The 15,809-nt window shown below is 50.6% G+C and carries 16 protein-coding genes; 9 read left to right on the top strand and 7 right to left on the bottom strand.

Annotated features, from left to right (window positions below):
- Positions 1-49 precede the first annotated feature (49 nt).
- Entirely contained in the window at positions 50-1,576 is a 1,527-nt protein-coding gene (locus MRY86_RS14230; RefSeq protein ID WP_293569510.1) for a M14 family zinc carboxypeptidase, read from the bottom strand.
- A 107-nt stretch (positions 1,577-1,683) separates the two neighbouring features.
- Between MRY86_RS14230 and MRY86_RS14225 the strand changes: the two genes are divergently transcribed.
- From MRY86_RS14225 to MRY86_RS14210, 4 genes are read left to right on the top strand one after another with little or no spacing between them, the layout of a single operon-like run.
- Positions 1,684-1,842 carry a T9SS type A sorting domain-containing protein gene (locus MRY86_RS14225; protein ID WP_293569509.1) on the top strand — a complete coding sequence of 53 codons (159 nt, stop codon included), beginning with the start codon at positions 1,684-1,686 and terminating at the stop codon, positions 1,840-1,842.
- 42 nt (positions 1,843-1,884) lie between these two features.
- Positions 1,885-3,261 (top strand): T9SS type A sorting domain-containing protein, encoded by a 1,377-nt coding sequence (locus tag MRY86_RS14220; RefSeq protein WP_293569507.1) that lies wholly within the window; start codon positions 1,885-1,887, stop codon positions 3,259-3,261.
- A gap of 27 nt (positions 3,262-3,288) precedes the next feature.
- On the top strand, positions 3,289-3,732 hold the full coding sequence (locus tag MRY86_RS14215) for an acyl-CoA thioesterase (protein WP_293569505.1): 444 nt from the start codon (positions 3,289-3,291) through the stop codon (positions 3,730-3,732).
- The gene (locus MRY86_RS14210) at positions 3,729-4,871 is read left to right on the top strand and encodes an NAD(P)/FAD-dependent oxidoreductase (RefSeq protein ID WP_293569503.1); all 1,143 of its coding nucleotides are present in this window, start codon (positions 3,729-3,731) and stop codon (positions 4,869-4,871) included. The genes MRY86_RS14215 and MRY86_RS14210 overlap by 4 nt, the downstream gene beginning before the upstream one ends.
- Here MRY86_RS14210 and MRY86_RS14205 read toward each other — a convergent pair.
- A complete protein-coding gene (locus MRY86_RS14205; RefSeq protein ID WP_293569502.1) occupies positions 4,851-6,305 on the bottom strand; it encodes a T9SS type A sorting domain-containing protein in 1,455 nt (484 codons plus the stop codon). The two genes, MRY86_RS14210 and MRY86_RS14205, sit on opposite strands and share 21 nt — an antisense overlap.
- Positions 6,306-6,595: 290 nt before the next feature.
- Between MRY86_RS14205 and MRY86_RS14200 the strand changes: the two genes are divergently transcribed.
- Together MRY86_RS14200 and MRY86_RS14195 are read left to right on the top strand one after the other, a co-directional pair.
- Positions 6,596-7,387, top strand: coding sequence for an alpha/beta hydrolase (locus MRY86_RS14200; protein ID WP_293569500.1), 792 nt, complete (start codon positions 6,596-6,598; stop codon positions 7,385-7,387).
- 126 nt (positions 7,388-7,513) lie between these two features.
- Positions 7,514-7,837, top strand: coding sequence for a hypothetical protein (locus MRY86_RS14195; protein ID WP_293569498.1), 324 nt, complete (start codon positions 7,514-7,516; stop codon positions 7,835-7,837).
- Positions 7,838-7,951: 114 nt separating this feature from the next.
- Here the strand turns inward: MRY86_RS14195 and MRY86_RS14190 are convergent, their stop codons facing one another.
- Positions 7,952-9,064, bottom strand: a complete 1,113-nt coding sequence (locus tag MRY86_RS14190) for an acyl-CoA desaturase (protein WP_293569496.1) — start codon at positions 9,062-9,064, stop codon at positions 7,952-7,954.
- 217 nt (positions 9,065-9,281) lie between these two features.
- Between MRY86_RS14190 and MRY86_RS14185 the strand changes: the two genes are divergently transcribed.
- Positions 9,282-9,632 (top strand): phage holin family protein, encoded by a 351-nt coding sequence (locus MRY86_RS14185; RefSeq protein WP_282778590.1) that lies wholly within the window; start codon positions 9,282-9,284, stop codon positions 9,630-9,632.
- A gap of 51 nt (positions 9,633-9,683) precedes the next feature.
- On the top strand, positions 9,684-10,157 hold the full coding sequence (locus MRY86_RS14180; protein ID WP_293569494.1) for a hypothetical protein: 474 nt from the start codon (positions 9,684-9,686) through the stop codon (positions 10,155-10,157).
- Between the two features lie 124 nt (positions 10,158-10,281).
- Here the strand turns inward: MRY86_RS14180 and MRY86_RS14175 are convergent, their stop codons facing one another.
- Positions 10,282-11,169, bottom strand: coding sequence for a hypothetical protein (locus MRY86_RS14175; protein WP_293569492.1), 888 nt, complete (start codon positions 11,167-11,169; stop codon positions 10,282-10,284).
- Positions 11,170-11,281: 112 nt separating this feature from the next.
- Between MRY86_RS14175 and MRY86_RS14170 the strand changes: the two genes are divergently transcribed.
- The gene (locus MRY86_RS14170) at positions 11,282-11,995 is read left to right on the top strand and encodes an L-type lectin-domain containing protein (protein WP_293569490.1); all 714 of its coding nucleotides are present in this window, start codon (positions 11,282-11,284) and stop codon (positions 11,993-11,995) included.
- A gap of 20 nt (positions 11,996-12,015) precedes the next feature.
- Here the strand turns inward: MRY86_RS14170 and MRY86_RS14165 are convergent, their stop codons facing one another.
- From MRY86_RS14165 to MRY86_RS14155, 3 genes are all read right to left on the bottom strand, one after another.
- On the bottom strand, positions 12,016-13,830 hold the full coding sequence (locus MRY86_RS14165) for a glycosyltransferase family 39 protein (RefSeq protein WP_293569488.1): 1,815 nt from the start codon (positions 13,828-13,830) through the stop codon (positions 12,016-12,018).
- A 4-nt stretch (positions 13,831-13,834) separates the two neighbouring features.
- On the bottom strand, positions 13,835-14,545 hold the full coding sequence (locus MRY86_RS14160; RefSeq protein WP_293569486.1) for a glycosyltransferase family 2 protein: 711 nt from the start codon (positions 14,543-14,545) through the stop codon (positions 13,835-13,837).
- A gap of 144 nt (positions 14,546-14,689) precedes the next feature.
- A complete protein-coding gene (locus tag MRY86_RS14155) occupies positions 14,690-15,751 on the bottom strand; it encodes an FAD-dependent oxidoreductase (protein ID WP_293569485.1) in 1,062 nt (353 codons plus the stop codon).
- Positions 15,752-15,809: the final 58 nt, after the last annotated feature.

The raw sequence follows: 15,809 nt of genomic DNA, 5'->3' as shown, positions 1-15,809 counted from the left end.
GATAAGGCTGCATGCGTAAGTTTTTTCTGTTGTCAAGGTTATCGGCTGCTTACGGTAGTTGGAATGCAGGGAGGTCGTCCCTTAAGTCATAGGCGAAGCCATTTACAACTGCATAGTCATACCGCCCGTTTTTTTCGAGCAGAAAACTGGGATTACCGTATTGGTAAAGGGAATTATTAGGTTGTTTGCCCGGCGCAATCAGGGCTACCGGCCACTGTGCGGAGGTGCGGTCGGGTGGGCGATTGGTGACCGGGAAGTCCGTATAACCCTGAGCAAGCAGCCCCCGGATATCCTTTTGGCGCAGGGTACCAACATCGGGGAGGGCCTGGGGGAACAGCTTGCCTGGCACGATGGTATAACCTGTGGCATCCAGTTCTTCGTAACCGTGATAAGTGGAGAGGTCGCCCAGGTCGCTAATGCTGCCCCGCAGGTAATAGGCACGGGCATCGTCAACATCAATTTCCCGGTGCCGCCATGCCAGGTCAGTCACAAAGGGCTGATCCTCGTACATACGGGTAGCGTTGCGGAGGATGAAGTCATAAAAAGCCCCGCTGTCGTTGTAGGGGATATCTTCGTAAGCTTCCTGTGGCCAGCTTTCAAAGCCGCCATTGGCGATCGCCTGGAACGCCGTAAGCAGGATGGTAAAGTGCAACTGCCGCAAATACTGCTTTTCTTGGTCTTCTTTTAGCCCGCCGCTTTCAATAAGAATGGTGTTGGTGCCCCATTTCTGCATATTATCGCCAAAGGCCCGGGGCTCGAAGGTGTCATCGTACCGGCCCGTCATGCCCGGGATGTACTGTTGCAGCACCTCATCCATCAAAACAATGAGCTGCATGGCATTCGCACGGCCCTCGTTGATGTCTTTTTCAGCATTGAAGGCAGGAGCAAGGAAGGACACCGAGGCTGTTTTCGGGCTGTCCCCGGCGGCATAATAGCGGTTTTTATCGTGCAGGTTGAAGCCCCAGACCGGTTGTGTTCGGTCACGGGCAGCTTTCAGGATTTTGGACTCCGGGCTTTGCAGGCGAAGGGCATCCCGGTTGAGGTCGATATCGAGCACATTCCGCCTTTGGTAGCGCTCTGCGCCATCCGGGTTGAGCATGGGGATAAAGTGCAGGGTCAGTTCTGAGGTAATCCGGTTCCTCAAACTATCGAAACCATCACCACTGGCTTTGAAAAAATTGAAAATGTCCATAATAGCCATGGTAGCGGTGGGCTCGTCACCGTGCATTTGCGACCAAAGCAAGACCGGCACCGGCCCGCTCCCGATACGTACTTCGTAGATAGCCCGACCTTCCAGAGAGCTTCCGAGTTTTTCCACTTCAAAATCGTCAGGCAGGTCATTGATCAGCGGCTCGATGTCCGCATGTTTGAAGCGCAGGTCCTTAATAACGGGTTCCCGGTATTGTTCAAACGCCTCGTGCAGTTGTGCGGCCAGCGGAGGCGCTTCGGGGCGGGTTATGGCCTGGGTTAGGGAATCGCCTTCGCCAAGGAGCGGGGTATCGAGTTCTTCGGGGGCAATCTGGCAGCCTGCGGCCCAAAGCATTGCGAGCAGGCAGAAAGGTAGAAGGTGTTTCATGGATAAAATTTTAGGCTTGCCGACAAAATAGGGATTCTTGGTTGATAGTGCGGGGGCATTTCTGTATCTTATAGGCATTACGTCATAAAACATTAAATCGTCAAGCTATGAAAATCCGGGCGGCTTCGGGACAATTGCTTCAGTCTGGTACTGTGCAACAATCCGGCAGTCCTTTGAATGTCAGTACTTTGCCTAAAGGATGGTATGTACTGACGGTGCTTCTGCCAGACGGGCAGCAACGCCCCCTGCCTTTTATCAAGCAATAAGTAGGCTCATAAACCACGCCTTCAATCCAAAATTCACTCAAAATGAAAAATATACTACTCCTATTTCTATCCATCTTTTTTGGGGTATCGCTCAATGCCGCTTCCATCCGGGGCGGAGAAATTACCTTTCAGCAAACCGCGCCTCTAACGCTGGAGGCGGAGCTCCACCTCTACATTCAGGCTAATGCCACGGCTACCGTACCGGATTCTGTTACTTTGTGCTGGGGAGACGGAGCCTGTTCAACTGCTTGGGTTACCAATGGTATAGATGCCGATAATGATGGGCTGCCCGATGGGGAACAATTAACGCCGGTTCAATTCCTGGGCGTCTATCGGGTAGCCCACACGTATGAGGACGCTGGGCAATACACCCTTTCGGTCAACGAGCCCAACCGGGTGATCTCTATGAATGGAGGACTTGAGCCTTTTCCGTTTTATGTTGAGTCGCTGGCTACAGTCACCGAGTCGGATGCGCCCCACTATAGCCCGGTGTTTTACGAGCCTGCCATGCTGGACCGCAGTGCCTTAGGGCAGGTGTTCACGCACCTATCGGCTGCTTTTGACCGCGATGGGGATGCGTTGGTACATCAGCTGCTAATCCCAAAGTCAGAAGCAGGCACTATCCCGGGTTATCAGGAGCCTGCGTCGATCAACCCTGGCCCCAATAATCAGTTGATGATAGATGCAGAGACCGGTCTGCTTGTCTGGGACGCCCCACAGCGGCCTGGCCGGTATTTAATCAACATCATGGTCAGCACCTACCGGGATGGTGCGCTTTGGGAGCAAGTAACCCGTGATATGCTGATTGAGGTCGAAGAAATGATGGCGCTTCCTCCCGCCCTTACCCTTTCGGAAGAGTCCGCATTGCAGGAAGTGCAGGTGGGCGATATGGTAGAATTGGAGGCGGTGGCCCAAAGCATCCCTTTCGGGGGGGAGGTGGAGCTGACCGCAGCGGGCGGTCTGCTGGCCTTTTTCAATACCCCGGCGGTTTTTGATACCACGACTGGCCCTCAGCCACTCGAAGCCTTCTCCTGGATGGTGGAGCCGGAGGATGACAGAGCCGCGCCCTACCTTATCGGGTTTAAAGCTAAAGACCTTAGCAGTGGGCTGTCGACATTCATCCCCGTGCAATTCCAGGTGGTGGAAGAGCTGACCGGGGTGGTTGATGAGGGAAGATCAGTTCCGCTGCGTGTTTTCCCCAACCCAGCAATTGAAATATTGCAGGTTGAAGCGAAGGTGTTCAGTATCCCTGTCCGCTACGAAGTGTATAATGCGAATGGTGCAATGATCACTTCCGGGCAGTGGGCAACCTTCCCCGCTCAGCTCAATGTACAGCAGTTTCCGGGCGGTGTCTACCAGCTAAGGGTATGGGGTGCAGAAGGTCAGGGCGTGCAACGCTTCATTGTCGCCGGAAAGTAGCTATATTGCCGGTTCAAAAAGCAAACTATGGCTTCGGCAATTTCAGAACTGGCAGATTTTCCGGTACAGACGAACATCACCGTACAGTGGGGCGAGATGGACGCTGCCAACCACGTCAATAATGTAGTTTACCTGCGGTGGTTTGAGCATGCGCGTGTGGTGTACCTCGACCGGCTGAATTACCCGGTCGTACTGGAGCAGGAGGGGCTGCCGGGCGTAATCCTGGCAAAGCAAGACTGTAAATACTTGTTCCCGGTCCGCTATCCGGATACGATTACGATGGGGATCAAGGTTACGGAAATGAGTGAGGACCGATTTGTGATGCATTGCAAAATGTACAGTCAGAAGTATCAGCGTCTGGTGGCGATTGCGAATGCCACAATCGTTACGTACGACTATGTGAAGCAGTCGAAGGCGCCTGTTCCGGAAAGCCTTCGTCGGGGCATACAGGCTATAGAACAACAAGTATGAAAGCGACACCGATTTTAATCGTTGGGGCAGGGCCGGCCGGGTTAGCCATTGCCGGCCGGTTGCGCTACAGGGGGCTTGATTTTGACCTGATTGAGCAAAGCCAGGAAGTCGGGCACGCCTGGCACCACCACTACGAACGGGTGCACCTGCATACCGTGAAGGAATTTTCCCACTTGCCCCATCTTCCTTTTCCAGAGGAGTATCCGCAGTACGTCTCCCGTCAGCAGTTGGTAGATTACCTGGAAAGCTATGCCGCCCATTTCAAAATTGCGCCCCACTTTGGGCACAGCCTGGAGCGGGTAAGCCGGGAAGGCGATCACTGGGTCGCGGCCTGTGCAAATGGGGCTCACTTTAAAGCGGAGCATGTCGTCTTCGCCACCGGGGTCAACCGAGTGCCCAACCGCCCGCATTTTGACGATCAGGAAGATTTTTCGGGCACTATTCTTCACAGCAAGGATTACCGCAATCCGGAGCCCTTCAGGGAGGCAACTGTCCTGGTCGCAGGCATGGGCAATACCGGTGCGGAAATAGCGCTGGACCTGAGCGAAGCAGGTATTCCAACCTTGCTATCCGTCAGAGGCCCGGTCAATATTGTGCCCCGCGATTTCCTGGGGCGCCCCACTCAAAAGACGGCCTTCACTCTTGCAAAGCTGCCTGCGCCTATTGGCGACTGGATTGGCAAGCAGGTACAGGGGCTGGCATTTGGAGACCTGCGTCCCTACGGGCTCAAGCCTTCCGCTATGCCGCCTGCGCGTCAGTTGCGGGAGACGGGCAAAACGCCGGTCATTGATATCGGCACAGTAGCCGCTATCAAAGCCGGTAAAATCAAAGTGGTGCCTGAACTAAAGGCCTTCACCCCAGATGGCGCCATTTTTGAGGACGGGAGTGAGCATCGCTTTACTCATGTCATCCTGGCCACCGGCTATCACGCCCGCCTCGAAGCCTTCCTTCCGCATAGCGAGTCCTTGTTCAATGCGGATCACCTGCCCAAAAGCTGTATAGGGGAGGGACCGCACAAGGGGCTCTACTTCCTCGGGTTTGACAATTATCAGCCCGGAGGAATACTGGGCGTAGTGTACCGGGACTCAGCGCGTATTGCAGAGGCGATACAGGCGCGGTTAACGATTAGTGGTTCGTAACACTTTTACTGTAGAACTGCCAGCCGGCGTATTGACCTTCAGCAGGTAAAAACCAGAGGGGTAAGGGCTCATTTTCAGTTCCGTTGTTGGTCCGGCTGCGATTTGTTCAAACAAGATCTGTCCGTTCGTATTCATTAGTTGTAAGGTGGCTCCGGATGGGAGTTCCCGCAGGTACAGGATATTGCTCACCGGATTGGGAAACACCCTTAGGTTCCAGTCCGGAGTGAAGGCAGAAGTATTGGAGATAAGTTCACGGTAACCCAGGAAGAAAATCGCCCCGGCAACGGTAGCTGGTTGTATGCATTCGGTATGGTTGAGGGTTGTGCCGGCATCCACAGCAAGGACATCCGGTGCGCCATTGGCATTCATGACCGAATCGGTGAGGATACTGTTGGTAAACGCCACCTGATCATCTGCGGTACAGTAGTACAGCCGGGTTGGTGCCTGTGGTGCCCAGTCGTATACATCGTTGGCTTCCAGCGCTTGGAGGATAGGGTGGTCGCTATTCTCATCCTCCAGAGCAGTGAGCAGGGAGTCCTGCAGCATGTAGCGCGGAATGGGCGCCCCTTCGTTGGTGGTCAGCAAGTCGATGAGGGTGCTGTTCAGGGTACTGAGGGTGATAGCGCCCTGATAAAACTGTTCAATCGGCTCAGCATAGGGCGGCTTGAAGTATGCTTCCACGCTGTCAAAAAGCCCATAGGCCTCGTTATAGGAAAGGGCGGTATAAGCCAGGTAGCCCTGATAAAAGTAGGGCTCGTCACTGAGCAGGGCACTGCGCATCGCTCCGGAGATACTGTAGGGGCCGGACATAGGGGCGGAGGCAGTGACTGTGAATTCATCGGTGTAGTTCGCTTCCAGTTCGCGGTGGACGGCCGCCGCAGCGTGCCCACCCTGAGAGTATCCGGTGACAAACAGCTGATCATTCAGTGCTGGCCCTTCGCTTTCGCAAAATGCACGTGCTGCAAAGAGCATATCAATACCCGCTGAAGCCTCCGTATCGGCATGTACATAAGGATGGAAGCCCCGGGAATCGCCAAGCCCCAGGAAATCCGGGGCAGCAGCAACATAGCCTAGTCCGCCCCAGGCGGCGGCGAGTTCCCAGCCGCCGGCCAGATTAGAGGGCACATCGGTTTTACTGTCTACGGTACCATGCATGTAGCACAGCAGCGGGTATTGAAATTCGGCTTCCCGCACCGGCAGAACGATCAGTCCGGAGGCCGTATCCGTGACGCCATTAATATCGGGTGTCGTGTACCGGATTTTGTAGTATTCAATGCCGTTTTGCATTAAAAAACCGTATTGTGCCTGCATTTGTACCAGGGTTTGGCTGCCTTTGAATTCAAAATCGACGAGGTCCTGTGCCGGCGCAGCCTGACTAATAAGGAGTAGAGCGGTGAGGCATAGGTATTTCAAGTAGTGGTTGAAGGTGTTCATACAGGCTGATTTTGAGGTGATGGGTTTGACCATGTTAAAATATAACTTTTCTGGCGACTTTTCTCATCTTGATATTTCAATATTTTGAGGTTATTTTTGAAGGAGCATCCGACTAAGATGAGCGATTAGCAACAATAACCTATACCGACGATAAAGTGGTTTGCCACGGCAAACCACTTTATCGTCGGTATAAACGCTGGAAAGGGGCTTACGCCTGTCCTGACAAGCTACGCTTCTTCACTGGCCGATGTCGCAAACCACTTTGTTGGCAGCAATCAAGATAAATAGAAATGAAAGAAATCAAAATTAGAGGTAATAGATTCTTCTATGAAGATATAAATCCTGAAAAAGAAGAAGTAGTACTATTGGTGCATGGACACCCTTTTGATCATAGTATGTGGAAATATCAATATGAAGAACTTAATAACTTTAGATTAATCCTTCCAGATTTAAAAGGTTACGGAAAATCCGACTATGATTTTGATAAGATTTACATAGAAGAACAAGCCTTGGATTTAGCAATTCTTTTAGACGAATTAAAAATAGAAAAAGTCCATTTAATTGGATTGTCAATGGGTGGGCAAATAATAGTGGAGTTTCACAGATTATTTCCAATAAGAGTCCAATCTTTAATTATATGTGCGAGTTTACCAAATGCAGAAACAGAAGAAAGCTATAAAAGCAGGTTGAGACTTGCGGATGAAATTAGTGAAATAGGAATGCTTGAATACACAAAAAGAGATATTCATAAATATATAAACCTTAATGAAATAGAAGCTACGTCAGAAGTTTATATTCATTTATTTAAAATGATGTCTGAGACAAAAAAAGAGGGTGCTATTGCATCACATAGGGGGCGAGCTGAGAGAAGAAATAACTTAGATTACCTAAAGAAAATAAAAACACCAACATTAGTAATTGCAGGTGAAATGGACTTTTTCTTTAAGGCGGAAGAGGTTGAAAAAATTGCCAATGAAATAACTGATGCTGAATTTAAATTAGTAAAGAAATCAGGACATCTTCCAAATATGGAAAAACCTCAAGAATTTAATAAGTTAATCAAGGACTTTTACGGTAAATAAAAGACTGTTGGCAGCGCCACATACACAAGACCGTTAAGCGTCTACATTCTCGGTGTTGCGGAGCGATCCGCCGATGAAGTCATGGAGGCACTTGATCAAAAAGAATTTGGCACAAAATCAAAAGTTATGAGCACGCTTGAGCAATTATTGGAAAAGGGGCGAAAGGAAGGGCGACAGCAGGGTCAGGAAGTAGGGAAGCAAAAAGCCCGGGTTTTTAATTTACTGAAAACATCCACCCGCTTCCCGCAGATGAGCGCTGTGGATTTGGCTGATATTACGGAATTAGAGGCCGAAAAGGTTATCGGGTTATTTGATCAATTAGCTGCTCCCGGTCAGCCGGAGCTCTTGGGCTATATTCAGGCGCAGTTCCTACCTGAAATTAAACTAAGCACCGAAGAATCCACAAAGTTAAACCAACTTGTTGCGGATTTGCTCGACTCCCGCAGATAAATTAAGAGAAGCGGGGTTGCTGTAGCATCTTCTCAATTTGGGTAGTTTAAACAACAGGGCCTTCAATCATTGCTGATTGAAGGCCCTGTTGTTTAAGGACTTTTTAAACTATGTTTAAGCCGCCAGTTGCCGCTCGTACTGATTGTTGCCCAATTTGTACAACATCCGGAAGTGGCTGCGCAGGGCGGCCAGGAAAGTAGGATGCTCATAGTAGGGGATGCCATACTCCTCTGCTGTCGCTTTAACGATCGGTGCGATATCCGGATAGTGGATATGGCAGATATTTGGGAAAAGATGGTGTTCCACCTGATGGTTGAGCCCGCCGATGAACCAGGCGAAAAGGTGGCGCCCGTTTGCGAAATTGGCTGTAGTCTTGAGCTGATGAACGGCCCAACTGTTTTCCACGCTGCCGTGCTCATCTGTTTTGAAAAAGTGGGTCTCCTCCAGTACATGAGCGCCCTGGAAAACCAGTGCCAGGAACAATCCCGAGATGAAGTGCATCATGAGGAAACACAGAAGGGTTTGCCACCATGCAAGCGGTAAGATCATAATTGGAAGGACCAGCGTGATGGCTACGTAAGCAATTTTCAAAAGGACGACATGCATCATTGCACTGCCATAGGAAACACCCTGCGCTTCCAGTAGCCCGCGCTTGTGGTAATCCCGGGTTTGCATGAAGTCTTTGGCAACCAGCCAGAAGATCGTCATCATCCCATAAAGGATGGGCGCATAGATGATTTGAAACCGGTAAAAGGGCTTGTGCTCTTGGTCTGGTGAAAGGCGGAAAATGCCTTTATCGATATCTTCATCATGCTCATGCACATTAGTATAAGAATGATGCAGCACATTGTGCTGAATTTTCCAGTTGATGTGATAGCCGCCAACGAAGTTGAGGATGCCGCCAAGTGCGCTGTTAACCTTAGGATTGGGAGAGTAGGCACCGTGATTGGCATCGTGCATAACGGAGAAACCAATACCTGACATACCAAGCGCCATGAGTACCCACATAAGGACGATTGCCCAGGTAGCCTGGATTAGTCCGGATAGCATAAGGAGTAATGGTATAGCGTAAAGGGATACCATAAACACCGTCTTAAAGACCATACGGCCATCGCCGTATTTGGTAATGCCTTTGTCGGAAAAATGTTGGTTAACACGCTTGCGAAGGACCTGAAAAAATTCGGGCTGATCGTCCTTGTTGAAACGAACAGTAGAAGAAGTTGCCATAAAAGTCGTTTTGTCTGATGATATTTAATCACTCAAGGTAAGGCAGCCGTAGTAGGAATCCGAAAGATAGTCCAAAAAACTTTGAAACAGAGGCATAGATTTACGTAAATCAGACATGAAATATAATTCGGCCCGCTTATCCGCCGGGCGATTCGGCCAAAACTGTAGCGAACCTCGCCAAGTTGCAAGCCGTTTTAACTTAAACAAAACCAAAATCATGCGATTACTCATCTCCTTATTGGTTAACGGCCTTTTAGTTTACCTCTGCGCTGAAATCCTGTCGGGCGTTGGAATAGACGGCTACTTTGATGCCGTTATCGTGGCGCTTTTGCTCGGTATGGTCAACTTCTTTGTGAAGCCGGTGCTTACCCTGCTCACCTTGCCAATTACTATACTGACCCTGGGCCTGTTCCTGCTTGTGATCAACGGCGCTATGGTGCTCCTGGTCGATTGGATGCTTGACGGCTTTTATGTCGATGGTTGGGTATGGGCGATCGTCTTCGCGCTCGTGATGTCCTTTTTCAACCTGTTCGTCGGTCAGTTTTCCGTTAAGGAAGAGCGGAAGTAATTGCTTTTCCGGAAAGATACGGTTAACTTATCAGCAACTAATTCCATCATTATGAGAGCTTTCCTGGCATTTTTAGCATTTATTGCCGTTATCAATCCAATCCTGGCACAGTCCGAGCAATACTGCAACAGTGACTTCGGATTCTGCCTGGAATACCCCGGGCGTTTCTCTATGCTGACGGCAAAGGGGGCGACCGATGAGCCTGCCTTATTCGTGGCAGATGAAGGGCAAACGAAAATCGAGATAGCGGGTCATGCCAATGCAGCGCACTGGAGCCTTGAGGACATCTACTATATGAACTTTGAGGACTACCTGCGGCAAAACCCTGACCTGAATATTATCGAAGAAAAATTTGGGGAAAGCCAGTTCGAAGTACTGTATGAGGAAAACGGTCAGCTTCACTACTTTCGGGTACAACAACGCCCCGGCCAGTACATCAAGCTATCCGTTATGCTGCCTGCTGAAAGGCGGTCGGAACTGGCTGAACTGAGTGCGCAATTGTCGGTTCAGACGCCTAACCCTTAAGCCATGCAGGATTTACTTACCGGTTACCTCTTGCCCATCGCGCTAATGCTGGTCATCTGGCTGGTGCTCATGAATGTCGGCAAACGCAAGCGCCGGAATCAAAGAGACCGGAGGCGTTTCTAAATTAATCGCTGCGCCGCCTGCCCCGTTTGGGCTCTTTGATCACATAGCGCACCATGAGGCTGGCGGATACGTTGGTGACCGGCAGATCGTACTTTCGGTTGGCTCGCCGCTGCTGTTCCGGGAGCGAAGGGTCCTCTATCTCTATTGTACCCAAATCTGCGATTAAAAAGTTAGGGATGACCTTAGCGTCGATCATCAGGCGTTTAGTGGGTTGGAAGGACAAGACAGGAATCAGGCTAAGGTCGATGGTAAACATATGCCCTCTGGTACTTAAAGGCCCAGGACCCAAAGATATCGTGCGATGGGCGTAGAAAGTCGATTCGAGCCCGGCGGATAGTCCAAACCGGAAATTAGGGTAGTCTCTCCGGCGTTCTCCGAAGTATTTACCTACTTCATATCGGACCCCGGCAGCACCGCTGCGCTCTTCAATACCCTGGCTATGGATGGGGACTTCGTTGCCTTCATCATCAATAACCGATACCAGAAATTGATGAGAGGATTGGGTTAGTGATAGCCTGGTTAGCGAGAAATCCTGAAATAAGCCATTTTCATTCCAAATTTGAAAGCTGGCTCCCAATCCAATCAGGTTGCTTGGTGGGTGGTAGGTACCGTTTTCCACAAACTCATAGGAATTACCCTCTACAAGGACAAAGGTGCCTGAATTTCTCGTAATGAAATTCAATATCGTATATTCAAAATCCTTTATGTAACTTTTTCGGAAGCTGTAGGGCCTCAAAGGAGGGGTATAATTGAAGTTGGTAGATACCGTGAGGGTGTTCCCACCCCGCCGCTGTGCCTGACTTTGCAGTGGCATAAGGCAAATGCCCAAAAGTAGAAGTACAGGAATGAGAGGATGGATTGAGAAAGCACTCGAATAACAGAGGTTCATGATTTTAATGTTCTTTGTTTGCAGAGATACCGACAAAGATAGAATTTTTGGGCCAACCATTTTTCCAAATTCCCGTTTGGTTTTTATCCAGTTGACCATCAATTGCTTACCTATGAAAATGCCAGCCCTGTTTTCTGCACTCCTGTTGACCGCAAGCCTAATGGCGCAGCGCCCGGTCATTGATGATTTCACCATCAGTGGAGATACCTACCGTACCGACAATGATTGCTTTCGGTTGACCGAGGAGCGGGACTATTCCTCCGGCTCCATCTGGTACCGTCGCCCCATCAGCCTGAACGAGCCTTTTTCCATCGAGCTGAGCGTATATCTGGGCTGCAAGGACGATACGGGTGCCGATGGGATGGTCTTCATTTTTGCACCCAGCGCCAACCTGACAGGCTGGAGGGGAGAAGGCATTGGCTTTGCCGGGCTGCGGCCTTCTATTGGCATCGAGATTGACACCTGGCTGAATGAGCACCTGCTGGATCCAGTGGAAGACCATGTGGCAATCATGGCCAATGGCAGGGTAGGGCACTTCAATAATCTGGCCGGGCCAAAGCCTATTCTCAATATCGAAGACTGCGAGCAGCACAAACTGGCAGTGCGCTGGTCCCCGGCAGAGCAACGATTGTCTGTGGAAATTGACCGCCGGGAAGTCATAGCTGCGGAAGTCGATTTGAAAAATGCCATTTTCCAGGGCAATGACGTCGTATATTGGGGCGTGAGCGCAGCCACCGGGCGTTACAATAATTACCACGAGGTGTGCTTTGACCGCTTATCGTGGTTGCCAGTGGAGGAGGTTGGGCCGGTGTACCGGGGGAAGTAGCATGAGCTGGAATGCTCGCATCATTCGATAGCCAATACTTTGAGTCGATCTACCGCTAATGGCTTTTTACCATTGGATTGCCAGAACTGGATTTCCAGCTGATCATTGTCCCTATTCGGCACCGGTACATCAAGATAAAGAGTCTTCGTGCTGTTAGGCGGCAGCAGCCGAAACAGGCGCAGGAAGCGCGTCTGTATTTCTTCATCACCCTTTTTGAACTTCACCATAAGCTGTGCCATGAGCCAGTATTCCCATTCTTTTTCCTGGCAGCGGAAGTCTCCCTCCACTCTTATCCAGTGGGTATTGATTTCACTGGCGGGTATGTGTATAGGGGGCGAAAATTGGGTGTCCTCCGACAGGCAGAGAGACCGGTCCCCTTCTATTGGGGGAATGGGGCAGTTATGGGCCAGGCTATCCGATTCGAAATCCAGATAGGCGAGCGATTTGATAATATTGGGCGTTCCGGAATAAAGCTCTTTGGTATCCAACAGCTTGATGGTTTCCTCGGGTACTTCGCTGCGCAGAAAAATGGCTTTTAAGTAAGGCAGGGTCATCTGTTCTGTTACGAATAATCCTCCCTTGTGGGCCTGATGGGTCAGCCAGACGTTGTAATAGATGCAACCGAGGCCAAAGGTGATTATTCCGATTTTTAATGCACGTTGCTTCCATGCCGACTGTATCAATGCAGCCATTGGAAAGGCAAGGACGGCGTAGGACTGTACCATCGCCCGTTGCCCTAAGCTGCCACCGTACCACCAAATATCCCATGCGAAGGTGATGTAAATAAAAAGGCAGGTAAAAATGGCTATTGCGGGGAAAAGGAGGCGTTGTTTTCGCCAAAGCGCTATAATACCGACAAGCGAGAGGATCATAGTGGGAGAATAAATCAGCCAGCCTCCCTTGCCACTAAAAAAGCCCTGCCAGAGGTGCGGGCGCAGCCAGCTGAACCCCTGATCCTGATAGCTGTACACGAGCCATTCTCCTGCCACATATTTCCAGTAAATCAACTGGATACTGCCAAGGATAGCTACGCCTAATCCGGCAAGCAGAAGAAACTTCAGCCCTCTGCGGTTGCTTAGGAAGAATTGAAGCCGCTCAGGCAAGGGCTTGCTGCCTTCCAGCCCCCAGAGCAGCGGAATCAGTACTGCAATGATTTCCGTAGGCCGGGTGAGTGCCATTAGCCCAACGGTTGCCCCAATGCACCAGGCACGCCAGGAAGCCGGGCGTTCGTAAAACCGGATAGACTGCCAGATGAGCAGGGCATAGAGCGAGAATAGCCAGTTATGGGTCATAGCGTTATCGATGGCGCTGTAATTCAGGTAGTTGGTTGCTGCCACGATCAATACCAATGTGAGGGCGGTTGCCGTATCGCTAAAGTAACGCAGCAAGCTTTTCCTCAGGTAAAACAACCCCAGAAAAGCCATCAACAGGCTGCCGAAACTAATCGCCATCTGATAGGGGCGGGAGAAACCATCCGCCGGATACCCGGAAAAAGTGGCGACGCTATGGGCAATGGCAAAGAAGGGCAAATACTGTAAGGCCATACCTGCCGAGTACTTCATGACCCGGTTGCCGCTTTCATGATCGTACGCCTGATAGCCCCCACTTGACATTTCGTACTGCTGTACTATGCTATCACGGAATTCGACCTTGCGGAGGTCTTTGTATATGAATAAGGCAGGCAGGTAAAAATAGTACCCGGAAACATCCCAGCTGATGGTGGCTTCTGTTTTGGCCATCTGCCACTTGGGATAGTAGGCATGGGTGCCTAAAATAAATGCGATACAGAAAAGTAAGGCAAAAAAAGAGCGATTTTGGGGCTTCGGAGCGGTCATTTGGCTACAAATTGTACTTCAAAATACAATAAATTGCCCGAAAACCGTCTTTCCAGTTGATCTTTTTGCCCTCAGCATAGGTACGGCCGTAGTAAGAAATGCCCACCTCATAGATGCGGATGCCGGGTATGCGGGCAATCTTAGCGGTGACCTCCGGCTCAAAGCCAAAGCGCTGTTCTTTCAGCTTCAGGCTTTGGATGGTCTCCCGGCGGAAGAGCTTGTAGCAGGTCTCCATGTCCGTGAGGTTGAGGTTGGTCATGGCATTCGACAGGAAGGTCAGGAATTTATTGCCAATAGAGTGCCAGAAAAACAAAATGCGGTGCGGCTTGCCACCCATGAACCGGGAACCATACACAACATCAGCCACTTCGTCCAGTACCGGCTTTAGCAGAATATTGTATTCCTCCGGATCGTACTCCAGGTCAGCATCCTGAATGATGATGTAATCGCCAGTGGCTTCCCGAATGCCGGTATGCAGGGCGGCGCCTTTGCCCTTGTTCACTTCGTGCTTGTAGTACTGAATGTTGAAATCGGGATTTTCCTGCTGATAGCGCTGAATGGCTGCCTCGGTATCATCAGTGGAGCAATCGTTGACGATAATGATTTCCTTCTGAAGGTCCCCGCTGAGCACCACAGCCCGGACTTTATCGAGTATAAAATGGATGGTCGGCCCTTCATTGTAGGCTGGGATGACAATAGACAGGGTTTTGCTCATGCACGTGGATTGTATGTCGCTTTTTGTTGGTTACTATGAGGTGACAAAGGTAAAAAAAGCTGCTTAGATGAGCGGCGGGCATATTGGTCCCCTGTTGGCAAAAGCCAATTCTTGCATAAAATGAGCACCTAAAGCACAGTCAGGCTATTGCTCCGCGAAACGACCAATGTCTACGGATTCATCCAGCGCGTTGCCATTGGTCAGATGAGCTGCCAAATGATGCGCCCAGTAGGGGCCAAGAGAAGCCCCCTTTGTGCCTAGACCGTTAAAGATCGCAAGGGCAGGGAATTCAGGGTGTTGCCCCAGGAACGGGCGACGGTCTTTGACCGTTGGGCGGACGGCTGCCCGGTGCTCAATCACCTCAAAGGGCAGGCTTAAGACATCTTTTAGCCGTTGTTCGAGGTAATCCCGGCCCCGGGAAGTGGGCTGATCATCGTCAAACTTCCAGTCGTAGGTAGAGCCGATCCAGTAAAGCCCGGGATCTGCAAGGGGCACGATAAATACCCGGTGTTTTAGGATTTTCTCAAAATCAGCTCCCGGGATGCGCACGATGAGCACTTCGCCTTTTGCTCCGCCGAAGGGAAGATAGCTGAAATAAGGATTCTGACTGCCCAGGTGCCCTTCCGCAAAAAGGAGCTTTGAAGCAGAAACTACGTTTTTGTAAGTGGCTTGCTCCGGCGTCAAGGTAAGCTGACTGTAGTCGAAATGGTCCTCCAGCAGCGCGTCTTTTGATTTCAGGTACTTGCGGTAAGCCCCGGTCAGGCGGGCCAGATCGGTTTGTCCGGACTGCGTGACCTCTCCATAGCTGTAGGCGAGTACGGTCTTAGTGGCATATTGGTCGAGCACGGGCTGATCGAGCATGTAGGGGGTGTAGCCAGGGTCTCCTGTACGGGAAAGCCAATCGTTTTCTTCCCCCTGATTGAACAGGGTGCGAATGATATTCCGCTCATGGAAAATTGGAATATTGAGCTGAGCCTCCAACTGCCGGTAGGTGCACACAGCAAATGGGATGAGGTCATCTACCCGCCAGGACTTGACGTATCGCCTCCCCGTGATGGGATTGATAATGCCTGCCGCCACCTGAGATGCTGCGTTAGGGCTGTACTGATCGATGACAAAAACGGATTTTCCTGCTGCCTCCAGAAAGTGCGCCAACAGGGTGCCTGCAATGCCTTGCCCCACGATGATGAAGTCTGCGTGTTTCATACCATCCTTAACAAAAAAGCGGCAGTGGGGTTGTCAGAAGCGGTTCAGCAAATGGAGC

This window comes from Phaeodactylibacter sp., assembly GCF_022763345.1.
Taxonomy (GTDB): Bacteria; Bacteroidota; Bacteroidia; order Chitinophagales; family Saprospiraceae; genus Phaeodactylibacter.
This window is presented reverse-complemented; position numbering and strand designations above follow the sequence as displayed.